This window comes from Flavobacterium sp. ACAM 123, from assembly GCF_000264055.1.
GTDB lineage: Bacteria > Bacteroidota > Bacteroidia > Flavobacteriales > Flavobacteriaceae > Flavobacterium.
Window position 1 is genome coordinate 20,631 of sequence record NZ_AJXL01000016.1, and the last position, 21,435, is coordinate 42,065.

Annotated in this window: 18 protein-coding genes; 14 read left to right on the plus strand and 4 right to left on the minus strand. The window is 34.4% G+C overall.

What is annotated here, in order from left to right; all coding sequences use genetic code 11:
* Positions 1-34 precede the first annotated feature (34 nt).
* Positions 35-1,615, minus strand: a complete 1,581-nt coding sequence (locus A3SG_RS0104455) for a hypothetical protein (RefSeq protein WP_016988818.1) — start codon at positions 1,613-1,615, stop codon at positions 35-37.
* Between the two features lie 119 nt (positions 1,616-1,734).
* On the opposite strand from A3SG_RS0104455, the gene A3SG_RS19125 reads away from it, so the two are divergent.
* From A3SG_RS19125 to acs, 7 genes are all read left to right on the plus strand, one after another.
* Positions 1,735-2,910 (plus strand): 2-isopropylmalate synthase, encoded by a 1,176-nt coding sequence (locus tag A3SG_RS19125; RefSeq protein ID WP_083832402.1) that lies wholly within the window; start codon positions 1,735-1,737, stop codon positions 2,908-2,910.
* 12 nt (positions 2,911-2,922) lie between these two features.
* Complete coding sequence (gene leuB, locus A3SG_RS0104465; RefSeq protein ID WP_016988820.1) at positions 2,923-4,041, plus strand: 3-isopropylmalate dehydrogenase; 1,119 nt, start codon at positions 2,923-2,925, stop codon at positions 4,039-4,041.
* Between the two features lie 72 nt (positions 4,042-4,113).
* A complete protein-coding gene (ilvD, locus tag A3SG_RS0104470; RefSeq protein WP_016988821.1) occupies positions 4,114-5,787 on the plus strand; it encodes a dihydroxy-acid dehydratase in 1,674 nt (557 codons plus the stop codon).
* Between the two features lie 113 nt (positions 5,788-5,900).
* A complete protein-coding gene (gene ilvB / locus A3SG_RS0104475; protein WP_016988822.1) occupies positions 5,901-7,595 on the plus strand; it encodes a biosynthetic-type acetolactate synthase large subunit in 1,695 nt (564 codons plus the stop codon).
* Positions 7,596-7,599: 4 nt separating this feature from the next.
* Positions 7,600-8,127 (plus strand): acetolactate synthase small subunit, encoded by a 528-nt coding sequence (gene ilvN / locus A3SG_RS0104480; protein ID WP_016988823.1) that lies wholly within the window; start codon positions 7,600-7,602, stop codon positions 8,125-8,127.
* Between the two features lie 10 nt (positions 8,128-8,137).
* On the plus strand, positions 8,138-9,607 hold the full coding sequence (ilvC, locus tag A3SG_RS0104485; protein ID WP_016988824.1) for a ketol-acid reductoisomerase: 1,470 nt from the start codon (positions 8,138-8,140) through the stop codon (positions 9,605-9,607).
* A gap of 527 nt (positions 9,608-10,134) precedes the next feature.
* The gene (gene acs, locus A3SG_RS0104490; RefSeq protein WP_016988825.1) at positions 10,135-12,042 is read left to right on the plus strand and encodes an acetate--CoA ligase; all 1,908 of its coding nucleotides are present in this window, start codon (positions 10,135-10,137) and stop codon (positions 12,040-12,042) included.
* Positions 12,043-12,047: 5 nt separating this feature from the next.
* Here acs and A3SG_RS0104495 read toward each other — a convergent pair whose 3' ends face one another.
* A complete protein-coding gene (locus tag A3SG_RS0104495) occupies positions 12,048-12,626 on the minus strand; it encodes a hypothetical protein (RefSeq protein WP_157485299.1) in 579 nt (192 codons plus the stop codon).
* Positions 12,627-12,877: 251 nt separating this feature from the next.
* Between A3SG_RS0104495 and A3SG_RS0104500 the strand changes: the two genes are divergently transcribed.
* The 7 genes from A3SG_RS0104500 (at position 12,878) to A3SG_RS0104530 (ending at position 18,363) form a co-directional block, all read left to right on the plus strand.
* Entirely contained in the window at positions 12,878-13,990 is a 1,113-nt protein-coding gene (locus A3SG_RS0104500) for an NAD(P)/FAD-dependent oxidoreductase (protein ID WP_016988827.1), read from the plus strand.
* On the plus strand, positions 13,991-14,704 hold the full coding sequence (locus A3SG_RS0104505) for a methyltransferase domain-containing protein (RefSeq protein ID WP_016988828.1): 714 nt from the start codon (positions 13,991-13,993) through the stop codon (positions 14,702-14,704). It abuts the gene before it with no gap.
* Positions 14,701-15,753, plus strand: coding sequence for a type III polyketide synthase (locus tag A3SG_RS0104510; protein ID WP_029596607.1), 1,053 nt, complete (start codon positions 14,701-14,703; stop codon positions 15,751-15,753). The genes A3SG_RS0104505 and A3SG_RS0104510 overlap by 4 nt, the downstream gene beginning before the upstream one ends.
* Before the next feature lie 20 nt (positions 15,754-15,773).
* Positions 15,774-16,202 carry a 3-hydroxyacyl-ACP dehydratase FabZ family protein gene (locus tag A3SG_RS0104515; protein WP_016988830.1) on the plus strand — a complete coding sequence of 143 codons (429 nt, stop codon included), beginning with the start codon at positions 15,774-15,776 and terminating at the stop codon, positions 16,200-16,202.
* A 133-nt stretch (positions 16,203-16,335) separates the two neighbouring features.
* The gene (locus tag A3SG_RS0104520; RefSeq protein ID WP_016988831.1) at positions 16,336-17,610 is read left to right on the plus strand and encodes a beta-ketoacyl-[acyl-carrier-protein] synthase family protein; all 1,275 of its coding nucleotides are present in this window, start codon (positions 16,336-16,338) and stop codon (positions 17,608-17,610) included.
* A gap of 10 nt (positions 17,611-17,620) precedes the next feature.
* Positions 17,621-17,875: an acyl carrier protein gene (locus tag A3SG_RS0104525; RefSeq protein WP_016988832.1), complete on the plus strand. Its 255-nt coding sequence runs from the start codon at positions 17,621-17,623 to the stop codon at positions 17,873-17,875.
* Complete coding sequence (locus A3SG_RS0104530; protein WP_016988833.1) at positions 17,872-18,363, plus strand: 4'-phosphopantetheinyl transferase superfamily protein; 492 nt, start codon at positions 17,872-17,874, stop codon at positions 18,361-18,363. Before A3SG_RS0104525 ends, A3SG_RS0104530 begins: the two co-directional genes overlap by 4 nt.
* Positions 18,364-18,561: 198 nt before the next feature.
* Here A3SG_RS0104530 and A3SG_RS0104535 read toward each other — a convergent pair whose 3' ends face one another.
* Together A3SG_RS0104535 and A3SG_RS0104540 are read right to left on the minus strand one after the other, a co-directional pair.
* Complete coding sequence (locus tag A3SG_RS0104535) at positions 18,562-19,158, minus strand: PolC-type DNA polymerase III (protein WP_016988834.1); 597 nt, start codon at positions 19,156-19,158, stop codon at positions 18,562-18,564.
* A gap of 2 nt (positions 19,159-19,160) precedes the next feature.
* Positions 19,161-21,077, minus strand: coding sequence for a DUF294 nucleotidyltransferase-like domain-containing protein (locus A3SG_RS0104540; protein WP_016988835.1), 1,917 nt, complete (start codon positions 21,075-21,077; stop codon positions 19,161-19,163).
* Positions 21,078-21,435 lie beyond the last annotated feature (358 nt).

Genomic DNA, 21,435 nt, shown 5'->3' on the forward strand with positions numbered 1-21,435 from the left:
GCTCTTTATGTATTATTATTTGATCCTAAATTCGTCAGCGATTATTCAATCTCGCTTTCTCTCTTATTATATCAGCAATCTTTTTGTTTTCAATTTTACTTTCTAACCAGGAAATGATGTCCAAATAAAGAAAAGCCCTTTTTTCATACGTGTTTTTTTCCAATTCAATAAATCGTCCTCTCATTTTTATAAACTCCTTTTTGATGTCACTTGGATAGAACGAATTTAAGTTTTTCATGAATCGAATGATTTCTTTCTGCACTTCCTGCATATCATTCATTTTTAATAAGAATTTGTAGGTACTTTTTAATTGAGATTCCAAATTAAAATCTTTACCCATTTCATAATGTTCTATTAGATAAAGTAGTCGGGCAAAGCACATCAAATCCTCGCGCATCGTCAGGTTTTTATTATTTATAATCTTCTCCAAATAGAAAATGGATTCGGTATACTTTTCAGTACCAAAATAAATACAGGCAATTTTATAGTAAAACATCATTTCGTGATGTTCATCAAGATGCTCACTATGCAGCTTAATTTTGTCCAGAACTTCAGGAATCAAATATTCGCTTTCTTCAAAGGTACCTTCTAGTATGTGGTAATTTAATTTGTTGTTATAGAGATACAGGAAACACAGAGAAGCAGTATTGTCATTAACTGGAAAACGAGGATCGTTTATGGTTTCTTCTAATTTAAGTAGGTATTTTTTGAATTTAGATTTGTATTTCAACATAAATAAAGATTCCAGCAAATAGTGATTTCCTTTGATGAAAAATACCGGATTTAAATAAATCATGTTGGGATTGTCATAAAATAAAGTAACCCATTTGTAGGCGTATTTATAACTTGCTAAAAAATTCTGAGCTAAAAAACTATGCCAAAGGTTAGCATTGTAAAACCAATATTTCTCACGAAAACCAAACTTATTTTCATCGAATTTAGTAATATGCTTGTGAAAATAATCATCGATATATTGTTGCTCTTCATCGCTTTTTACATAACCGGTCTTCAGCATGATGCCATAGAGTTGCAGAGACAGGTTTGATAACTTACTGGAAATCGTGTTTTGGTAATTTAATTCTTTGGCCTGAATTGTCAATTCATCTGCACGTCCTTTAATACTTCGAGTAATGTATTGCGATTCTATCAACTTTTCAAACTCTACAATTTCAAAAGCCATATATTTTTCGTCGTTTTCTAAAGCGATGCTCTTGGTCTTGTCTAAAATTTTTAAACTCTGCTTGTATAGGCCCTTATTGTATAAGATGGCTGCAAAATCAATTTGTTCTCTTATTTGATATCTAATATTTTGGCTCGGAATATTCAATCGAATACTCACTAAAATCTGTTTGTATAAATAGGACTTCAGGTTTGATAACTGTACTTTTTTGATGATTCCACTTTTTAATATAAGTTTTTCATCATAGAACTCAGATTTGTCTAAAATGTTGAATAATTCGATAAATTTTGTATTCGAACTTGCCTCAAGTCGGCTTGCAAAAATCTTAAACTGTCTTTTTTCAGACTTAGATAAGGATTTTATCAGTACGAATAAAAAATCTTTTTGTATGGTTAGCCATTGTATAATATTGGATCTTAAACGTATATAAATCAATAGTTTACAAAGAATTTATCAGCTTTATAAACAGTATATTTCAGTAAAGTGAGTTTTAGATTACTCTAATGAAATCTAACTTTGTTATTGAAAGGTGAAATTACATTAAATAAATGAAAATGAATAGAGAGAAAGTCCAAATATTTGATACTACTTTAAGAGATGGAGAACAGGTTCCTGGATGCAAATTAGATACCAAACAAAAACTCGTTATAGCAAATCGATTGGATGAAATGGGAGTAGATATAATTGAAGCTGGATTTCCTGTTTCTAGTCCGGGAGATTTTTTATCCGTTTCTGAAATTAGTAAAATTGTAAAAAACGCAACTGTTTGTGGATTAACGAGAGCATTAAAAAATGACATTGATGTTGCAGCAGCGGCCTTAAAACATGCAAAAAGACCTCGTATCCATACGGGAATAGGTACTTCAGAATCACATATTGTTTATAAATTAAATACGACAAGAGCTGATATTATTGTCAGAGCAAAGTTTGCAGTTGCTCATGCTAAATCCTATGTGGAGGATGTAGAGTTTTATGCTGAAGATGCAGGAAGAACAGATAATGATTTTTTAGCACGAGTCTGTGAAGAAGCGATAAAATCAGGAGCAACAGTATTAAATATACCAGATACAACTGGGTATTGCCTGCCAGAAGAATATGGCGCTAAAATTAAATATTTACGCGAAAATGTGAAAGGTATTGAAAATGTTATTCTTTCTTGTCATTGTCATAATGATTTAGGAATGGCAACAGCCAATTCTATTGCGGGAGTGGTAAACGGCGCTAGACAAATTGAATGTACAATCAATGGGATAGGAGAAAGAGCTGGAAACACTGCACTTGAAGAAGTAGTAATGATTTTCAAACAGCATCCTTATCTAAATTTAGATACTAATATTGATACCAAACAATTGAATGAAATGAGTCGTTTAGTTTCTGATAGTATGGGAATGGTCGTACAGCCAAATAAAGCAATCGTAGGAGCAAATGCTTTTGCACACAGTTCCGGTATTCATCAGGACGGCGTAATAAAAAACAGGGCTACTTATGAAATTATGGATCCTTTAGACGTAGGTGTTAATGAATCCTTAATCGTTCTTACGGCCAGAAGTGGAAGAGCGGCATTAGCGTACAGAGCAAAAAAAGTAGGATATGAACTTACAAAAATACAATTAGACACCGTTTACATTGAGTTTTTGAAATTTGCAGATATAAAAAAAGAAGTAGTTGATGATGATATACACCAGATCATCGAGGCTTGTAAAATAGAAAGTGATTTAGTAAGAAATTAATAATAGTACCCCATGAATTTAAAAATAGCAGTATTATCAGGAGATGGAATTGGGCCTGAGGTCATCTTACAGGCAAAAAAAGCATTATATGCTATTGGGGTCGTTTATAAACATGAATTTGTTTTTGAAGACGCACTAATTGGCGCTGTTGCAATAGATAAAACCGGAAGCCCGTTACCGGAGCAAACATTAAATCTTTGTATTAATACAGATGCGGTATTATTTGGTGCTATCGGTGACCCAAAGTATGACAATAACCCAGATGCAAAAGTACGTCCAGAACAAGGATTGTTGAGATTGAGAAAGGAATTAGGTCTTTTTGCAAATATCCGACCTATAAAACCATACGCGGCATTGTTAGATGCTTCTCCTTTGAAAAAAGAAATAATTGAAGGTGCTGATTTTATCATTTTTAGAGAATTGACTGGCGGCTCTTATTTTGGGGAGAAAAAAGTAGACGAATCTGGAACAAGAGCTTCTGATTTATGTGAGTATTCAGAAGATGAAATTGCAAGAATTACACATCTGGCTTTTAAGTCGGCACAAAATAGAAGAAAAAAAGTGACAATGGTTGATAAAGCCAACGTCCTTGAAACTTCCCGTTTATGGAGAAGAGTGGTTAAAAAGGTTAGCGAAAGTTACCCGGATGTTATGTTAGACTTCTTGTTTGTTGATAATGCAGCCATGCAAATCATATTGAATCCAAGACAATTCGATGTTCTTTTGACAGAGAACCTTTTCGGTGATATTTTGTCGGATGAAGCCAGCGTAATAACTGGTTCTATAGGATTATTGGCCTCAGCATCATTAGGGGCTACCAATGCCTTATTTGAACCAATACATGGATCTTATCCACAAGCTAAAGGAAAAAATATTGCAAATCCGGTCGCTTGCATCTTGTCTGCTGCTATGTTATTAGAGCATTTTGGACTTTATGAAGAAGCTAAAAAAATATATGACGGAGTTGAAATTGCTATCGGGTATGGTGTGGTAGCTACGGATTTGAAAGCGGATTCTAAATATGGAACAAATGAAATTGGGGAGTTTATTTCTAATTTTATTTTGAGTAAAGATGACCTAATGTACTTTAATAGCAGTAATGTCACTATCGGGCAATCAACCATATTTTAAATAAAAAACAGAAATAGATTATACTTTTTAATTTTTCGAATTGAATAAAAAAATAGAGATACAGTACTATAAATGGAATTAAATAAATATAGCAAGACCATAACTCAAGACGAAACGCAACCTGCAGCGCAAGCGATGTTGTACGGAATTGGTCTAACTGAAGAAGATTTAAAGAAGGCACAAGTAGGAATTGTTAGTATGGGTTACGAAGGCAATCCTTGTAACATGCATTTAAATGACTTGGCAAAAGATATTAAAACCGGGGTGTGGAAAGAAGATTTAGTAGGTCTGATTTTTAACACGATTGGTGTAAGCGACGGTATGTCAAATGGTACTGACGGAATGCGTTTTTCTTTAGTTTCTAGAGATGTCATTGCAGACTCTATAGAAACAGTAGTAGGGGCGCAGTGGTATGATGGTTTAATCGCGATTCCGGGTTGTGATAAAAATATGCCAGGCTCTGTAATGGCTATGGGGAGGTTAAATCGCCCAGCAATTATGGTTTACGGAGGCAGTATTCATTCCGGCAAATGGAAAGGAGAGTCCTTAAATATCGTTTCGGCATTTGAAGCCCTAGGAAAAAAATTCAACAATACGATTACTCCAGAGGACTTTAAGGGAGTGATTCAAAATGCATGTCCTGGAGCAGGAGCGTGTGGAGGTATGTATACAGCTAACACTATGTCATCGGCTATAGAGGCATTAGGGATGAGTTTGCCTTACAGTTCGTCTAATCCAGCATTAAGCGATGAAAAAAAACAAGAATGTCTTGATGCAGGAAAAGCAATTAAGATCTTGTTAGAAAAAGATATCAAACCAAGGGATATCATGACGCGTGAAGCCTTTGAAAACGCAATTACTATGGTATCGGTTTTAGGTGGTTCTACCAATGCCGTAATGCATTTAATCGCCATGGCTCACTCTGTTGATATTGAAATTACACTAAAAGATTTCCAGGATATTAGTGATAAAACACCATTACTTGCAGATTTGAAACCAAGTGGTAAATACCTGATGGAAGACCTACATGAAGCGGGAGGCGTTCCTGCAGTAATGAAATATTTATTGAAACAAGGCTTATTGCATGGAGACTGTTTAACAGTTACTGGAAAAACAATGGCTGAAAATTTAGCTGTTGTACCAGATTTGAATGACGGTCAGGAAGTGATCCACGAAATTCAAAAAGCGTTAAAAGCTACAGGAAATATTCAAATTTTATTTGGAAATCTAGCAGAAGAAGGTTGTGTTGCAAAAATTAGCGGAAATGAAGGAGAATATTTTGAAGGAGACGCAATTGTTTATGAAAACGAGCATGATGTAATCACTGGAGTTCGTGGTGGAGAAGTAAAGCCTGGAAACGTAGTTGTAATAAGATACTGCGGCCCTAAAGGCGGTCCTGGAATGCCTGAAATGCTCAAACCTACTTCAGCGATTATGGGTGCCGGACTTGGTAAAAGTGTAGCTCTGATTACAGATGGTCGTTTTTCTGGAGGTTCGCATGGCTTTGTTGTGGGGCATGTCACACCAGAAGCTTTTGACGGTGGCGGTATTGCACTAGTTAAGAATGGAGATACTATTACTATCGATGCGGTAAAGAACACGATTAATCTGAAAATTTCTGATGAAGAGTTTGCAGCGAGAAAAGCAAATTGGGTACAACCCGATCTAAAAGTGAACAAAGGAGTCTTACTGAAATATATAAGATCAGTTTCAAGTGCATCAACTGGATGCGTAACAGATAAGTAAAGGCAATTAGAATTATAAAAATCAATAGCAATAGTTAAGAGCTTGAATTAATTTTTGATATTGCTATTGATTTTTACTTTTTTGAAAAAGAATTGCTAAAAATAAAAGACAAAATGGAAACAAATAAAATATCTGGTGCAGAAGCTGTTATTAGATGCTTGTTGGAAGAAGGCGTGGATTTAATTTATGGCTACCCTGGTGGAGCTATAATGCCAGTTTATGACGAGTTATATAAATTTAAAGATCAAATGCAGCACGTTTTGGTACGCCATGAGCAAGGAGCAACACATGCAGCACAAGGATATGCGAGAGCTACTGGAAAGGTAGGTGTAGCTATAGCAACTTCAGGTCCCGGAGCCACAAACTTGGTTACAGGAATTGCTGATGCACAAATTGACTCTACACCAATGGTTTGTATCACCGGGCAAGTTGGTAAACATTTATTAGGATCTGATGCTTTTCAGGAAACGGATATCATTGGGATTTCCACTCCGGTTACCAAATGGAATTATCAAATTACGGAAGCTTCTGAGATACCTGAAATCATGGCTAAAGCTTTTTACATTGCTCGATCAGGACGTCCAGGACCAGTTTTAGTGGATATTACTAAAAATGCACAATTTGATAAATTTGAATACAGCTATAAAAAATGTACAAGCATTAGAAGTTATAATCCAAAACCAGCTTTAAATATTGAAAAAGTAAAGGCGGCTGCAGAATTAATCAATAATGCTAAAAAACCCTTTATTCTTTTTGGTCAAGGTGTTATTTTAGGGCAAGCCGAAGAAGAATTTAAATCGTTTGTCGAAAAATCAGGTATACCAGCTGCTTGGACTATTTTAGGGCTTTCCGCATTACCAACAGAGCATCCTTTGAATGTAGGTATGTTAGGAATGCACGGAAACTACGGACCCAACGTATTGACCAATGAATGCGATGTTTTAATTGCAATTGGAATGCGTTTTGATGATCGCGTTACGGGAAATTTAGATGGATATGCAAAGCAGGCTAAAGTAATTCATTTTGAAATTGATCCGTCTGAAGTGGATAAAAATGTAAAAACAGAAGTAGCTGTTTTAGCTGATGTAAAAGAATCATTAACCGCTTTACTTCCCTTTATTAAAGATAAGACACATGAATCTTGGCATAACAAGTTCAAAGAATTGTATGAAATTGAATTAGAGGCCGTAATTAACGAGGAATTGAAACCTAAGAAAGAAGGAATTTCTATGGGTGAAACCATTGAAATGATCAATAAGCACTCTAAAGGAGATGCGATCATGGTTTCTGATGTGGGACAGCACCAAATGTTTACCTGCAGGTATGCCAAATTCAATTCTACTAAAAGTAATGTTACTTCTGGAGGATTGGGAACAATGGGATTTGCATTGCCGGCGGCTATTGGTGCTAAGATGGGTATGCCAAACAGGGAAGTGGTTGCAGTTATTGGAGATGGTGGATTCCAAATGACAATTCAGGAACTAGGAACTATTTTTCAAACAAAAGTACCTGTTAAAATTGTTATCCTCAATAATGAGTTTTTAGGAATGGTGCGTCAGTGGCAGCAGTTATTTTTTGATAAGCGATATGCATCTACTGAGATGACTAATCCTAATTTTGTCGCCATCGCAGAGGGTTACTATATCAAAGCAAAAAAAGTGATTAAACGGGAAGATTTAGACACTGCTGTCGCTGAAATGATGGCCTCAAAAGATTCTTATCTACTCGAAGTTATGGTAGAGAAAGAAAATAATGTATTCCCAATGATTCCTACAGGGGCTTCTGTTTCTGAAATCAGATTAAGTTAATATTATGGAAAATAAAACATTCACTATTTCTGTTTATTCAGAAAACAACCTTGGTCTATTGAATAGAATATCAGGTATATTCTTAAAAAGACACATTAATATAATTAGTTTAAATGTTTCAGAATCAGAGATTGAAAATGTTTCTAAATTCATTATTGTGGTTCACACTACAGAAAAATGGGTTCAAAATATTGTAGGTCAAATCGAAAAACAGATCGAAGTTATTAAGACTTTTTATCATACTGATGAAGAAACTATCTTTTTAGAAAACGCAATATTCAAAATAGACTCAGCCTTATTATTCGATGAAAAGCAAATTCAAAATATAATAAAAGAAAGTAACTCGGAAATAGTTACGGTATCCAGGGACTTTTTTGTGATTTCAAAGTCGGGAAAACGTTCAGAAATCAATGACTTATATAACAAGTTAAAACCTTTCGGAATCATGCAGTTTGTGCGTTCAGGAAGAATCTCAGTTTCAAAAGAAAAGATGCAAATATCATTATTATTAGAAGAATTAAAAAATAAATAAAAATTACACAATGGCAAATTATTTCAATTCATTACCACTTAGATTACAATTAGAACAATTAGGCGTTTGCGAATTCATGGACCAATCAGAATTTGCGGATGGTATCAAAGCTTTAAAAGGAAAAAAAGTAGTTATTGTAGGTTGTGGAGCCCAGGGTTTGAATCAAGGATTGAACATGAGAGATTCAGGTTTAGCTATTTCTTACGCACTTAGAGCCGAAGCAATATCTCAAAAAAGAGCTTCTTTTATGAACGCTGCTGATAATGGTTTTACCGTTGGAACTTATGAAGACTTAATTCCAACGGCTGACTTGGTTTGTAACCTGACGCCAGACAAACAGCATACCGCGGTTGTTACTGCTATCATGCCCTTGATGAAGAAAGGATCTACATTATCTTATTCACATGGTTTTAATATTGTAGAAGAAGGAATGCAAATTCGTAAAGACATTACTGTTATTATGTGTGCTCCAAAATGTCCGGGATCTGAAGTGCGTGAAGAATATAAAAGAGGATTTGGAGTACCGACTTTAATCGCAGTACATCCTGAAAATGATCCAAACGGAGAAGGTTTTGAACAGGTTAAAGCCTATGCTGTAGCTACAGGAGGGCATAAAGCGGGAGTATTGAACTCTTCTTTTGTTGCCGAAGTAAAATCAGATTTGATGGGAGAACAAACTATTCTTTGTGGAATGTTACAAACAGGGTCTATTTTATGTTTCGATAAAATGGTCGAAAAAGGAATTGAGCCTGGTTATGCTTCAAAGTTGATTCAATACGGTTGGGAAACAGTAACTGAAGCCTTGAAGCACGGTGGAATTACCAATATGATGGATCGTTTGAATAATCCTTCTAAAATTGAAGCCTATCGACTAGCGGATGAATTAAAAGAAATCATGCGTCCATTATTTCAAAAACATATGGATGATATCATTTCAGGCGAGTTTTCAAAAAACATGATGATTGACTGGAATAATGATGACGTTAATTTATTGACTTGGAGAGCGGCAACTGCTGAAACTAACTTTGAGAAAACGGTTGCTACTACAGACAGTATTTCTGAACAGGAATACTTTGATAATGGGGTTTTAATGATTGCCATGGTAAAAGCAGGAGTAGAACTAGCTTTTGAGACAATGACACAAACCGGTATTATTGAAGAATCAGCTTATTATGAGTCTCTTCATGAATTGCCTTTAATTGCCAATACAGTAGCTAGAAAAAAATTATATGAAATGAATAGAATCATTTCTGATACAGCAGAATATGGCTGTTATTTATTTGATCATGCGTGTAAACCGCTATTGACTGATTTTATGAAAACTATTGAAACGAATGTTATCGGAAAATCATTTTCTACTTCAAATAGTACAGAAAATACGGTACTTATTGCTGTTAATAAAAGTATCCGTCAACACCCTATTGAAGAAACAGGAACGTGGTTGAGAGCCTCCATGACTGCGATGAAAAAAATTGGATAATTAAAAATATGGGAATTGCTTCATACGAGGGTGTGCCGGAATTTGCTCTATATCATTTGTTTTTCTGCGGTTTTGGATTAGTACCTAAGATAGTAAAACAGTGATAATGGATATGGAAGCGCATTACATTCACTTAGCTTTTATAAAGCTAAAAGTTAAGTGAAGTAGTTCCTTACATGTCTTATAACTTTTAATAGATTGCAAAGATGGTTTAATATTGAAAGGCGTATTCTAAAAGAAGGCTATTGAATATTTTTTATATCATGTACTTTGGCTTTTAGTTAATCAAGACGTATTCAAGGCTAAATATTAAATATGATTATTGTTAATTTAAAATAGGGTGACGTAGAAAATCTATTTCGCCTTTTTTTATTTTTCATTATTTTGTTCAAAAATACTTTGTTATTACCGAATGACTATTTATGCAATGCATTATTATGAAGTATTTAATTTATCGATGCAATTAATAAATTTATTTGTTTTTGGAATCAAATGAATTTTAATACTTTTATAAAAAATAAATAAGGATGAGCTACTATAAGATTCAAAACTTCGAACAATACTTCAAACATTACAACAAATCTGTTCGTGAACCCCGGAAATTTTGGGGTAAAATAGCAGAAGAGAATTTTACGTGGTATCAACAATGGGATAAAGTTGTGGAATTTGATATGGCTGAAGGAGAGATAAAATGGTTTACTGAAGCAAAAGTGAACATAGCAAAAAACTGTATCGACAGACATCTTAACAAAAGAGGAGATAAAACGGCGATTATTTTTGAACCTAATAACCCCTCTGAGGAAGCGTTGCATATCTCTTATAACGAACTGCATCAACGAGTTTGCAAAATGGCGAATGTTTTAAAGGAAAAAGGTATTACCAAAGGAGATCGAGTTTGTATTTATTTACCGATGATCCCGGAATTAGCTGTTTCCATTTTAGCTTGCGCCAGAATAGGAGCCATACATTCTGTTGTTTTTGCTGGGTTCTCCGCCTCTGCAGTAGCTTCCAGAATAATAGACAGTGAATGTAAAATGGTCATTACATCAGATGGTGGTTATCGTGGCAATAAAACAATAGCGCTAAAGGAAATAATAGATGAAGCGTTAGAAAAATGCCCATCGATAGAAAAGGTATTAGTTGTTAAAAGAACCAATACAGCGATAACGATGATAGAAGGTAGAGACATTTGGTTACAACCCTTATTAGATGAAGCATCAGACAATAGTGTTGCCGAAATAATGGATTCTGAAGATCCTCTATTTATTCTCTACACCTCCGGTTCGACAGGAAAACCGAAGGGAATGGTTCATACAACCGCCGGCTATATGGTTTATACGGCTTATACTTTTAAAAACGTATTCAATTATGAAGAAAACGACATCTTTTGGTGCACGGCTGATATTGGATGGATAACAGGTCATTCTTATATTTTGTATGGCCCCTTATTGAATGGAGCGACAACAGTAATTTTTGAGGGAGTTCCATCTTATCCGGACTTCAGTCGTTTTTGGGAAATTATTGAAAAGCATAAAGTGACGCAATTCTATACTGCACCAACAGCCATTCGCGCTTTAGCCAAAGAGAATGTGGAATATGTTCAAAAACATCATTTAAAAACCTTAAAAGTAATCGGTTCCGTAGGTGAACCTATTAACGAAGAAGCATGGCACTGGTATAATGACCATGTGGGACAAAAAAAATGTCCCGTGGTTGACACGTGGTGGCAAACTGAAACCGGAGGAATTATGATTTCGCCAATTGCATTCGTAACTCCGACCAAGCCTACTTATGCGACTTTACCGTTACCGGGAATTCAGCCGGTATTAATGGACGAAAACCGCAATGAAATAGAAGGAAATCAAGTCGTGGGAAGTTTGTGTATTAAATTCCCTTGGCCTGGGATTGCAAGAACAATTTGGGGTGATCATCAACGGTATAAGGATACTTATTTTTCGGCATTTCCAGGAACTTATTTCACTGGAGACGGTGCTTTACGGGATGAAGTGGGGTATTATAGAATAACGGGGCGCGTTGACGATGTAGTTATTGTATCAGGACACAATCTAGGTACCGCTCCAATTGAGGATGCCATAAATGAACATCCTGCAGTTGCAGAAAGCGCTATTGTTGGTTTTCCTCATGATATAAAAGGGAATGCACTCTATGGTTATGTCATATTAAAAGAAAGTGGCGCAATCAGGAATAAAGAAAATCTTTTTAAAGAAATTAATCAATACATTTCAGATCACGTAGGGCCGATAGCTAAACTGGATAAAATACAATTTGTTTCTGGTTTACCAAAAACACGTTCCGGTAAAATTATGCGTAGAATCCTCAGAAAAATTGCAGAAGGTGATTTTTCTAATTTTGGAGATACCTCTACTTTACTGAATCCTGAAATTGTGGACGAGATAAAAGATGATAAAGTTTAATAAATTTAAGGTTGAGAATCTATCGAAAGATTTTCAACCTTTTTTCTATCATTTACAAGGAACAGATAAATGAGATAAAAAGAAGTAAGATGCAAAACTCTATCGAAGGTATTCAAAACTACATCTTGAATAAAATAAGTACCAATAGCTCCAAAAACATCGTTGAAAATTAAAGCAAAAGCACCAAAAAAGTAATAATATGCTTTTTTATCACCAAATTTTCCGAAATATAAAACGGCTGTAATACCAAGAAATACAGCAACTATTGCATTAAAAATTAAAATAATATTAAGATAACTATCACTAATAACAGACATTATAATATATAATATTGCTATTAAAAACACGCAATTAATTGCCAATATAAAAAGTGAAAAACCTTTTGGTACAGTGTAAATTTTTTTTGCTTTCATTGAGTTATATCCTAAAATCACTAATGCTAAATAACAAAAAAAAGATGCTACTAGTGCAATTCTTGACAATTGTACTGAATCTTCCCAAAACAAAATTAAAAACTCATTGATATAAAAGAAAATAACATAGAGAAGATAATTTAGAGTAAGTTTTTTGTAATTATTATTCACCACATAAATTATAAAAGTTGGAATAATAAAAGGTTTTATATAAATAACAAGAGCGGGATCAAAAAAAATCCCAGCACAAAAATAAAATAGACTATTAGAATAATAGGTATAAATAATAATGATGTCTTAAAATTGATTGCATCCATAGATAAAACAAATCTAGCACTTTAATATTTTTATTACAAAAATTTTGTGAAATTTTATAGCATTTAAAAAAAATTTGTAGAACTAAATTATTAAATTTACAACATATGATACAAAATTCTATAGTTGTTGTTGGTGGCGGTTTGGCAGGACTTGTTGCCGCTGTACATCTTAAAAATAATAATTACAATGTTTTAGTAATCGAAAAAAACGAATTTCCTAAACACAAGGTTTGTGGTGAATATATTTCAAATGAAGTTTTACCTTATTTAAAGTCACTTGGTCTTGACATTAATTCGCTACACCCTAAGCACATTGATAAACTTTCCTTTTCATTAGTTTCTGGAAAATCTATAACCGCCCCTTTGCCTTTGGGCGGATTTGGAGTAAGTAGATATGAATTAGACAAGTATTTATATAATGAAGCAAAAAGCAGAGGTTGTACAATTGTTCAAGAGACTGTTTCAGATGTGGAATTTTCAGATGGAAAATTCACAATTGCGACAAATTTGAATACGTATTATGCTTCAATTGTACTTGGAGCTTTTGGTAAAAGATCGAATTTAGATATTAAATTAAAACGCAACTTTATTCAGAAGCAATCGCATTGGCTCGGTGTTAAGGCGCATTACCAAATAGATTTCCCAGAAGATTGTGTTGGTTTACATCATTTTAAAGGAGGATATTGTGGTGTTTCTAAAATAGAAACCAATTTTGTAAACATATGTTATTTAGCAAATTACGAAACATTTAAACAATACAAGTCTATCGAGGATTATCAAAAAAATGTGGTTTGTGAAAATCCACATTTAAAAGAAATTTTTAAAAATGCTGTAATTCAATTTGAAAAGCCTTTGACGATTAGTCAAGTTTCTTTCGAAGAAAAAAAATGTATAGAAAATCATATAATTATGATCGGTGATACTGCTGGATTAATTCATCCTTTGTGCGGTAACGGAATGGCCATGGCCATTCATAGTGCAAAATTGGCTGCAGAAAACACAATACATTTTCTAGAAAAGAGAACAGATAGAACCACTTTAGAAAAGAATTATTTAAACGATTGGAACAAAAATTTTAAAAAAAGATTGCAAGTAGGTCGTCTTTTAGGAAAACTATTGCAACAGGAGAAAACAGCACAAGTTGTCTTGAAAATTTTAATTCTTTTTCCTTTTATATTACCTTTAATAATAAAAAAAACGCATGGTAAACCTATATAGATGGCTATAAATACTACCCATAGAACCAACGAATCCGAAATAATGGATGACTTTCAGCTCGAAGGGGATGAATTAAGAGATGCCTTAGATAAAATCGCTAAAATAAATCAGCTATTGGGTGGAAACAAGTTAACTTTACTTGGTGTGAAGGAATTAATTGTCAACAAACCCAAAACAACTAAAATCACGATTGTTGATGTGGGTTGCGGTAACGGAGATATGTTGAGAACTCTTGCTGATTATGGTTTGCAGCATAATTTAATATTCAATCTTATTGGGGTTGATGCGAATAATTTTACAGTCAATCATGCCACTAATCTATCAAAGAAATATCCAAATATAAGCTACCGTTGTGAAGATATATTTGACAAACCTTTTGAAGAATTAAAATATGATATCGTGCTGTGCACGCTGACACTACATCATTTTAAAGAGGAGGAAATTATTAAAATAATGACTTCGTTTTATGCAAATTCCAGAATTGGAGTTGTTATCAATGATTTGCATCGAAGTGCCGTTGCTTATCGTTTATTTCAATCCTTGTGTTTTGCTTTTCAACTGAATAATATGTCAAGAGAGGATGGTTTAGTTTCAATATTAAGAGGATTTAAAAAAGAGGAATTGCTTCGTTTTTCAGAAAAATTAAATTTTAAAAAGTATAAAATCCAATGGAAATGGGCTTTCCGCTACCAATGGGTAATTTCAAAGATATGAGTGTAAAAATAAATACAGTTACAAAACAACTACCGAAATATTGCAGAACCACCGAAGAAATTATTCCGTTTCTGGACGCGTGGCTTACGGGTCAAGACGAACGTTTCATCAGAAAAGTAAAAAAAATATTTGAGGGGGCGGCAGTCGATAAACGCTACTCTATAATGGATCCGATTGAAGTTTTTACAAAAACATCATTTGAAGAACGAAATGATATTTACTGTCGCGAAGTTATTGATTTAGGCGAAAAAGTACTCGACAAAGCACTAAAAAAATCAGGATGGAAACCAGAAGATCTAGACTATATTATTACCGTGAGTTGTACTGGAATAATGATTCCTTCATTAGACGCTTACTTAATAAATAAGTTAAAATTACGTCAAGATATCGTCCGTCTCCCTGTAACTGAAATGGGATGTGCTGCCGGAATTTCCGGTATCATCTATGCTAAAAACTTCCTAAAGTCCAATCCTGGAAAGCGTGCAGCAGTAATCGCGGTGGAAAGTCCGACTGCAACATTTCAGCTGAATGATTTTTCTATGTCTAATATTGTTAGCGCTGCCATCTTTGGTGATGGAGCTGCCTGTGTCTTACTTTCGTCTCACGAAGACGATGATGGTCCTGAAATTCTGGCGGAAGAAATGTATCATTTTTATGAAAATGAACACATGATGGGTTTTAAGCTAACCAATGATGGTTTACAGATGATTTTGGACATAGAAGTGCCCAATACAATCGCGTCCCATTTTCCAGCCATTATTTATCCTTTTTTAGAAAAAAATAATCTAAAAATTGATGACATGGATCATCTCATATTTCATCCCGGCGGAAAAAAAATAGTCCAAACGGTCGAAGAATTATTTTCAGATATAGGAAAAAATATAGATGATACAAAAGAAGTTTTACGTTTGTACGGCAATATGTCGAGTGCGACCGTATTGTATGTTTTAGAGCGATTCATGGACAATAGACCTCCTAAAGGCGATAAGGGATTAATGTTGAGTTTTGGCCCAGGATTTTCAGCACAGAGAGTACTATTACAGTTTTAGTCAAAAAAGATAGAAAATTAATGAAAAGTCAAGAAATCATATCAAAATTACCGTATTCGAAGCCGTTTTTATTTGTTGACGAAATCACACAAATCAATGAAAACGCAGTAGAAGGCCACTTTACATTTGATGAGAACTTAGATTTTTATAAAGGGCATTTTAAAGACCATCCCGTGACACCCGGCGTGATTTTAACGGAGACAATGGCTCAGATTGGATTGGTTTGTCTTGGTGTATTTATATTAGATGATAACTTTAACAAAGAAACTTCAATAGCTTTAACATCAACAAATGTAGAATTTATTAAACCGGTATTCCCTAAGGAGAAAGTTACGGTTTTTTCTGAAAAAATATACTTCAGATTTGGCAAATTAAAATGCAAAGTGAGCATGAAAAATGAGGTTGGCATTGTCGTTTGTACCGGTGAAATTGCCGGGATGATAGTATAATATTTCTTTTAATTCTTCAATCGTCTCTTCGAAGGCTTGTATCTTTGTCGAAATTTGAATTAAAAAATAAGAGTTAAGCCAAAAATGTTACTAGAAGTTTTGATGCAATTTTAATGATTTAAAAAATAGTTCAATGAGTAGGAGAGTGGTGATAACGGGACTTGGCGTAGTAGCTCCAAATGGAGTAGGGCTTGACGCTTTTACTCATTCGATTAAAAATGGAATTTCTGGTATCAGGAAAGACCCAGACTTGGAACGTCTGCAATTTTCATGTCAAATCTCTGGAAAACCAGAAATTTCTGAAGAATTGTCGTTGCAATATTTCACAGAATTAGAACTACGTAACTTTAACTCCTCCGGTATTTTATATGGTGTAATCGCGGGAATGGATGCATGGAAGGATGCTGAATTACCCATTGTGAATGGTGAGGAGCCAGATTGGAATAGTGGAACTATTTTTGGAACAGGAACCTCGGGCATAGATAAATTTCGTGAAAGCATCTATAAAATTGATGATCTGCAAACCCGGAGATTAGGTAGCACAGCAGTAGCGCAGACAATGAGTAGTGGCATTAGTGCTTACTTAGGTGGTAAATTAGGCTTAGGAAACCAGGTGAATACTAATTCTTCTGCCTGTACAACAGGGGCCGAAAGTATATTAATGGCTTATGAACGCATCAAGTCAGGACTGGCTAATCGAATGCTAGCTGGAAGCACTAGTGATAGCGGACCTTATATTTGGGGAGGTTTTGATGCATTACGCGTTTGTACTTTTAAGCACAATGAAACTCCGAAGCAGGGCTGCAGACCCATGAGTGCGAGTGCATCTGGATTTGTACCTGGAAGTGGAGCGGGAGCCTTCGTATTAGAAGAGCTAGAAACGGCACTTTCGCGTGGAGTACGTATTTATGCAGAAGTCTTAGGCGGGAATGTAAATTCGGGTGGACAACGTGGTCTGGGAACAATGACAGCGCCAAATCCCATTGCGGTTCAGAAGTGTATAAAAGATGCGATTGCCAATGCCAGAATTCACGCGGATGACATTGACACCATTAATGGACATCTAACTGCCACGTCAAAAGACAGTTTAGAAATAGAGAATTGGAGTGTAGCTTTAGGTAGAAGTGGCATCGACTTCCCGTATATTAACTCACTGAAATCAATGATTGGTCATTGTTTGTCAGCAGCCGGAAGCATAGAAAGTGTCGCAGCTGTATTGCAATTGCACCAAGGGTTTATTTTCCCCAATATTAATTGTGAAGATATGAATCCTGAAATCGCAAAAAGAATCGACACCTCAAGAATTCCACAAGAATTAATCGAAACAGAATTAAATATAATAGCAAAAGCCAGTTTTGGTTTTGGCGACGTTAACGGCTGCGTAATTTTAAAGAAATATACCGTTTAAAAAATTAGACATGAACAAAGAAGAAACTTTAGCACAATTAAGAGATATCATAAAGCCCTATATCAATAATGAGAAAGGTTTTGAAAATTTCACAGAAAAAACGGATTTTATAGCAGATTTGGATATCAATTCGGCTAATCTGGTGGATATAATTTTAGATGTTGAAGACTATTTTAAAATCCATATCGATAATGAATCCATGGAAAAAATGGTTGATGTCAAATCAACATTAGAAATAATAGAATCTAAGTTATCTGAAAAGTGATTGGGAACGACATTGTAGATCTGGCTTTAGCCCGAACGGAAAGCAATTGGAGACGACCGGGCTATTTAGATAAAATATTTACGCTACAGGAACAACTACTGATTTCAAATGTTGAAAATCCAGATATCATGGTATGGAACCTTTGGAGCAGAAAGGAAGCAGCCTACAAAATCTACAATAGGGTAACGGGAATACGTGGATACTTTCCTCTAAAATTAGAATGTATTTACGAAGACATGCATAAAGGTTCCGTAATCTGTAACGGCTACAAATTTTATACAAAAACTGAAATAATAAAGGATAAATTACATACCGTGGCAGTTGCCTACAAAATTGATTTTGAACTAGTTAAGGTGCTGGGACCTGAAACAAAAATAATAAAAAAGGAGGGAATTCCATTTCTAATTGAGGATAAAAGTGATAAAATACAACCTGTTTCGTTGAGCCACCATGGGCGCTATAAGTCTTTGGTAACATTACAAAAATAAAGCAAACTCCTTATCAATCACAAAAACAAGGATTCGTTACTAGATTAGTGGGTCAAACTTCTAAATATTTACCTGGTTTGAGATTAATAAAAGTACTAGTAATTAATCGGTGCTGATTTGTGTAATCTGTGTCAAGGATCGTGTTGTGTATTGTAACCAGTGGACTAATCTAAATTAGCCACTTCGGTATATAATAGCTTACTTAATACCTAATCTAGACTTTAATTTTAGAAATAATAAAGCCGTTTTGTACGCGTCTTCAGTTGACGAATTTCTCTCGCTGTTTGGGATTTTATAAATTTCGGATAGTTGGTTCAGGGAAAACTGCTTATCATTAATATCGTTTAATTTCCTATGCATCATGTCAATATCCAAGGCTTCATTTTTCAATCGGCCACACTCTAATTTTTCTAAAGCCGCATTGATCATTTCAACATCAAAATCGACGTGATGTCCTACTAAAACGGAATTTCCAATAAATTCGATTAAGGACTTTATGGCATCCATTTCCGTTAATTTATTCATCTTACTTTCAATAATAAATTCGTTGGAAAGTTTATTGTCATGCAGGAATTTGTATTGCAATAAAATGGTTTCAAAGCTGTCGCCGACAAATATACTGTCATCCACAACGGCAAACGCACCGATAGACAATATAACGTCCTTATGTGAGTTTAGCCCTGTAGTATCAGTAGAAATTACAACATAACGGTTCGATTTTTTATCGAATTTAGAAAGGTATGTTTTCCAGAATTCAGGAAGTTCTTTATTGATATTTTTAATCCATTCTAACATAATTATGAAAATTGAGTCAGTTGAAACTTATTTTTAATTAATTCTTCCAATTCTCTCATTGGGGCCAGCGCATTTTTTAGCTTTTCTTTATCAATTTTTGACAACTCCTCCAAATTTATAAATTGACCAGAACTCTCATTTTTAAGGCCTTCCACTGTTCTTAGTTTTGATAAAGTTAAGAAAGCTTCAGCACAATTAAGGTATATTTCCGAATATTTTGGATCGTTAATGGCCAATTGTTTAAAACGGGTATACGTGTTGTTAATCCCCTTGATACCAAGACTTAGGGTAAATAATCGGGCGCCATCAATAAGTGGCATCAAAGCACGCGTCTTAATGTCGAATTTATCTTTATTAGGACCGGTTTCTTCAACAATAAACTTTTTGAAAAAACTTAAAGGAGAATTCTTTCTTAAAGCGTCGTTTCCTAAAAAGTCAAAGAATAAAGTATTATTATTTGCATTTTTGAACACTACATTACTTATTGCATCTTCAATTTTTGATTCGCCAAAAACAAGTTCATAATCAAAGAATATGCTACTTAAATTATTACTATTTTCACCTGGAGTGTTCATCCAGCTATCATACTGTTTTATCCAATCTGTCAATGACTTACACCATAACATATTACTTGCCATATGTCCGTTAGGACATAATTCATAGCCTACTTTTTCAAGTGTCAAACTAGTTTTTTTACCTAATTTAAGAAAATAATCTTTTACCTCTCTGTATTTTTCCGTAGCTACATCTTCAAAAACTAAAAAGCTGTCTTGATCTGTAAGCAGTATTTGTTCTTTCCTTCCTTGGCTACCAATACTTAACCAGGCAAAGCGAGCGGGAGGGGAGCCTAATTCCAAAATAGAGAGTTCAATTGCACGCTTTAAAAGGGCAAAATTGATTTCGCTTGTTATGTTGAAAATATGAGTAAGGGGAATATTTTTGTAAATGGACGTCTGGATAAGATCTGTGAGTCGGATCCTAATTTGTTTTAGTTCTTTCGAAGTTTGAGCGCGTTTAATTTCTTTAATCAAAACACCGGGATTACTCGCTTGTGCAACAATCAAATCGTGTTGAGAAATAACTCCTTTTACAATTGATTTATTCGTCCCATCTGCGGTTACGCATAAATGAGTGACATTGTTTTTTAGCATCAGTAATTGAGCTTCTGCGAGCGAAACATTTTCGAGCACTGTTACCACCGGGGACGACATGATTTTGTCTACTGAAACGCTGATTGGAAATCGGCCCGTTGCAATTTTAGAACTCATATCGGTATCGGTAACAATTCCGATAGGAATAGTAGCATCGCAAACGACAGCGCTATTAATTCGCATTTCAGCCATAAGTTGCGCTATGTCCCTGACAATGCTGTTGGCAGTTGTTATTAGTGGCGTATTATTGTATGATAACGTTTGAAAATATTGCATTTCAGATTGTTGGTCTGTATAAAATACGGTATCGGAAATGAGACTTCCTCGTGAGTTTTCATTGTCTTTTGAACTGGGTTTATTGGTGGCAAAATTCTCCAGTAAGTAATTTAAAACAGCATTATTATTTGCTACAAACGGTCTAAAAATAGCGATAGGAATAGCATAAACAATGCTTTCTTCGCGCGCTTTTGCCGTCATCCGATAATTGTTTTTAGCAAAAAAAGGACGCAAACCAAAAATAGCCCCTTCATGACATTTATTTAAAATCGTTTCTTCCGCATCCGCTACAACAGATAAGTGTATCACTCCTGAGGCAACAACATAAAAGCTATCGTGCAAAACATCATTAAATTGGAAAAGTGTTTTATTTTTTTCCAAATTTACTACGCGAATACTCGCAGCAATTTCAGATAACTCTTGAAAAGTTAATTGTTCAAATGGCGCGTATTCCTTTAAAAAATCAGCAATGTGTTCTACAATTGTGTTCATAGTTTCGTGATAATGTCTTGGTAGTAAAAATAATAAAATTAATTTTTTATATGCGTGCAGATCGAAGCTTAAATCATAGTTTTAACTAAATAGTGAGGATTATTTTTTGTAGTATTGGTAGAGCATCATAAAATACCTTTTTAATAAGGTAATTCAAAGAGAGCCTACAATTAATTACAATTTCTATTTTACATAATATAAATTATAGTGCAGATAATATTACGCTTAAAATAGAGTTATTGGTTTATTAAAGAGCTATAATTTAGTATATTATACATTGTCATTAGCAAACACTACTTGTTGCATACAACCATCTTGCTTTGATAATTGATTTTATATATATTTTCTACCGCTCTCA

What these genes read in the sequence shown, in the direction of transcription:
- A3SG_RS0104535 (WP_016988834.1), bottom strand. Translation starts at nt 19,158, where the DNA reads ATGTTAGAATGGATTAAAAATATCAATAAAGAACTTCCTGAATTCTGG.
- ilvB (WP_016988822.1), top strand. Translation starts at nt 5,901, where the DNA reads ATGGAAACAAATAAAATATCTGGTGCAGAAGCTGTTATTAGATGCTTG.
- A3SG_RS0104505 (WP_016988828.1), top strand. Translation starts at nt 13,991, where the DNA reads ATGGCTATAAATACTACCCATAGAACCAACGAATCCGAAATAATGGAT.
- A3SG_RS0104500 (WP_016988827.1), top strand. Translation starts at nt 12,878, where the DNA reads ATGATACAAAATTCTATAGTTGTTGTTGGTGGCGGTTTGGCAGGACTT.
- ilvD (WP_016988821.1), top strand. Translation starts at nt 4,114, where the DNA reads ATGGAATTAAATAAATATAGCAAGACCATAACTCAAGACGAAACGCAA.
- A3SG_RS19125 (WP_083832402.1), top strand. Translation starts at nt 1,735, where the DNA reads ATGAATAGAGAGAAAGTCCAAATATTTGATACTACTTTAAGAGATGGA.
- A3SG_RS0104520 (WP_016988831.1), top strand. Translation starts at nt 16,336, where the DNA reads ATGAGTAGGAGAGTGGTGATAACGGGACTTGGCGTAGTAGCTCCAAAT.
- leuB (WP_016988820.1), top strand. Translation starts at nt 2,923, where the DNA reads ATGAATTTAAAAATAGCAGTATTATCAGGAGATGGAATTGGGCCTGAG.
- A3SG_RS0104515 (WP_016988830.1), top strand. Translation starts at nt 15,774, where the DNA reads ATGAAAAGTCAAGAAATCATATCAAAATTACCGTATTCGAAGCCGTTT.
- A3SG_RS0104510 (WP_029596607.1), top strand. Translation starts at nt 14,701, where the DNA reads ATGAGTGTAAAAATAAATACAGTTACAAAACAACTACCGAAATATTGC.
- A3SG_RS0104540 (WP_016988835.1), bottom strand. Translation starts at nt 21,077, where the DNA reads ATGAACACAATTGTAGAACACATTGCTGATTTTTTAAAGGAATACGCG.
- ilvN (WP_016988823.1), top strand. Translation starts at nt 7,600, where the DNA reads ATGGAAAATAAAACATTCACTATTTCTGTTTATTCAGAAAACAACCTT.
- acs (WP_016988825.1), top strand. Translation starts at nt 10,135, where the DNA reads ATGAGCTACTATAAGATTCAAAACTTCGAACAATACTTCAAACATTAC.
- ilvC (WP_016988824.1), top strand. Translation starts at nt 8,138, where the DNA reads ATGGCAAATTATTTCAATTCATTACCACTTAGATTACAATTAGAACAA.
- A3SG_RS0104525 (WP_016988832.1), top strand. Translation starts at nt 17,621, where the DNA reads ATGAACAAAGAAGAAACTTTAGCACAATTAAGAGATATCATAAAGCCC.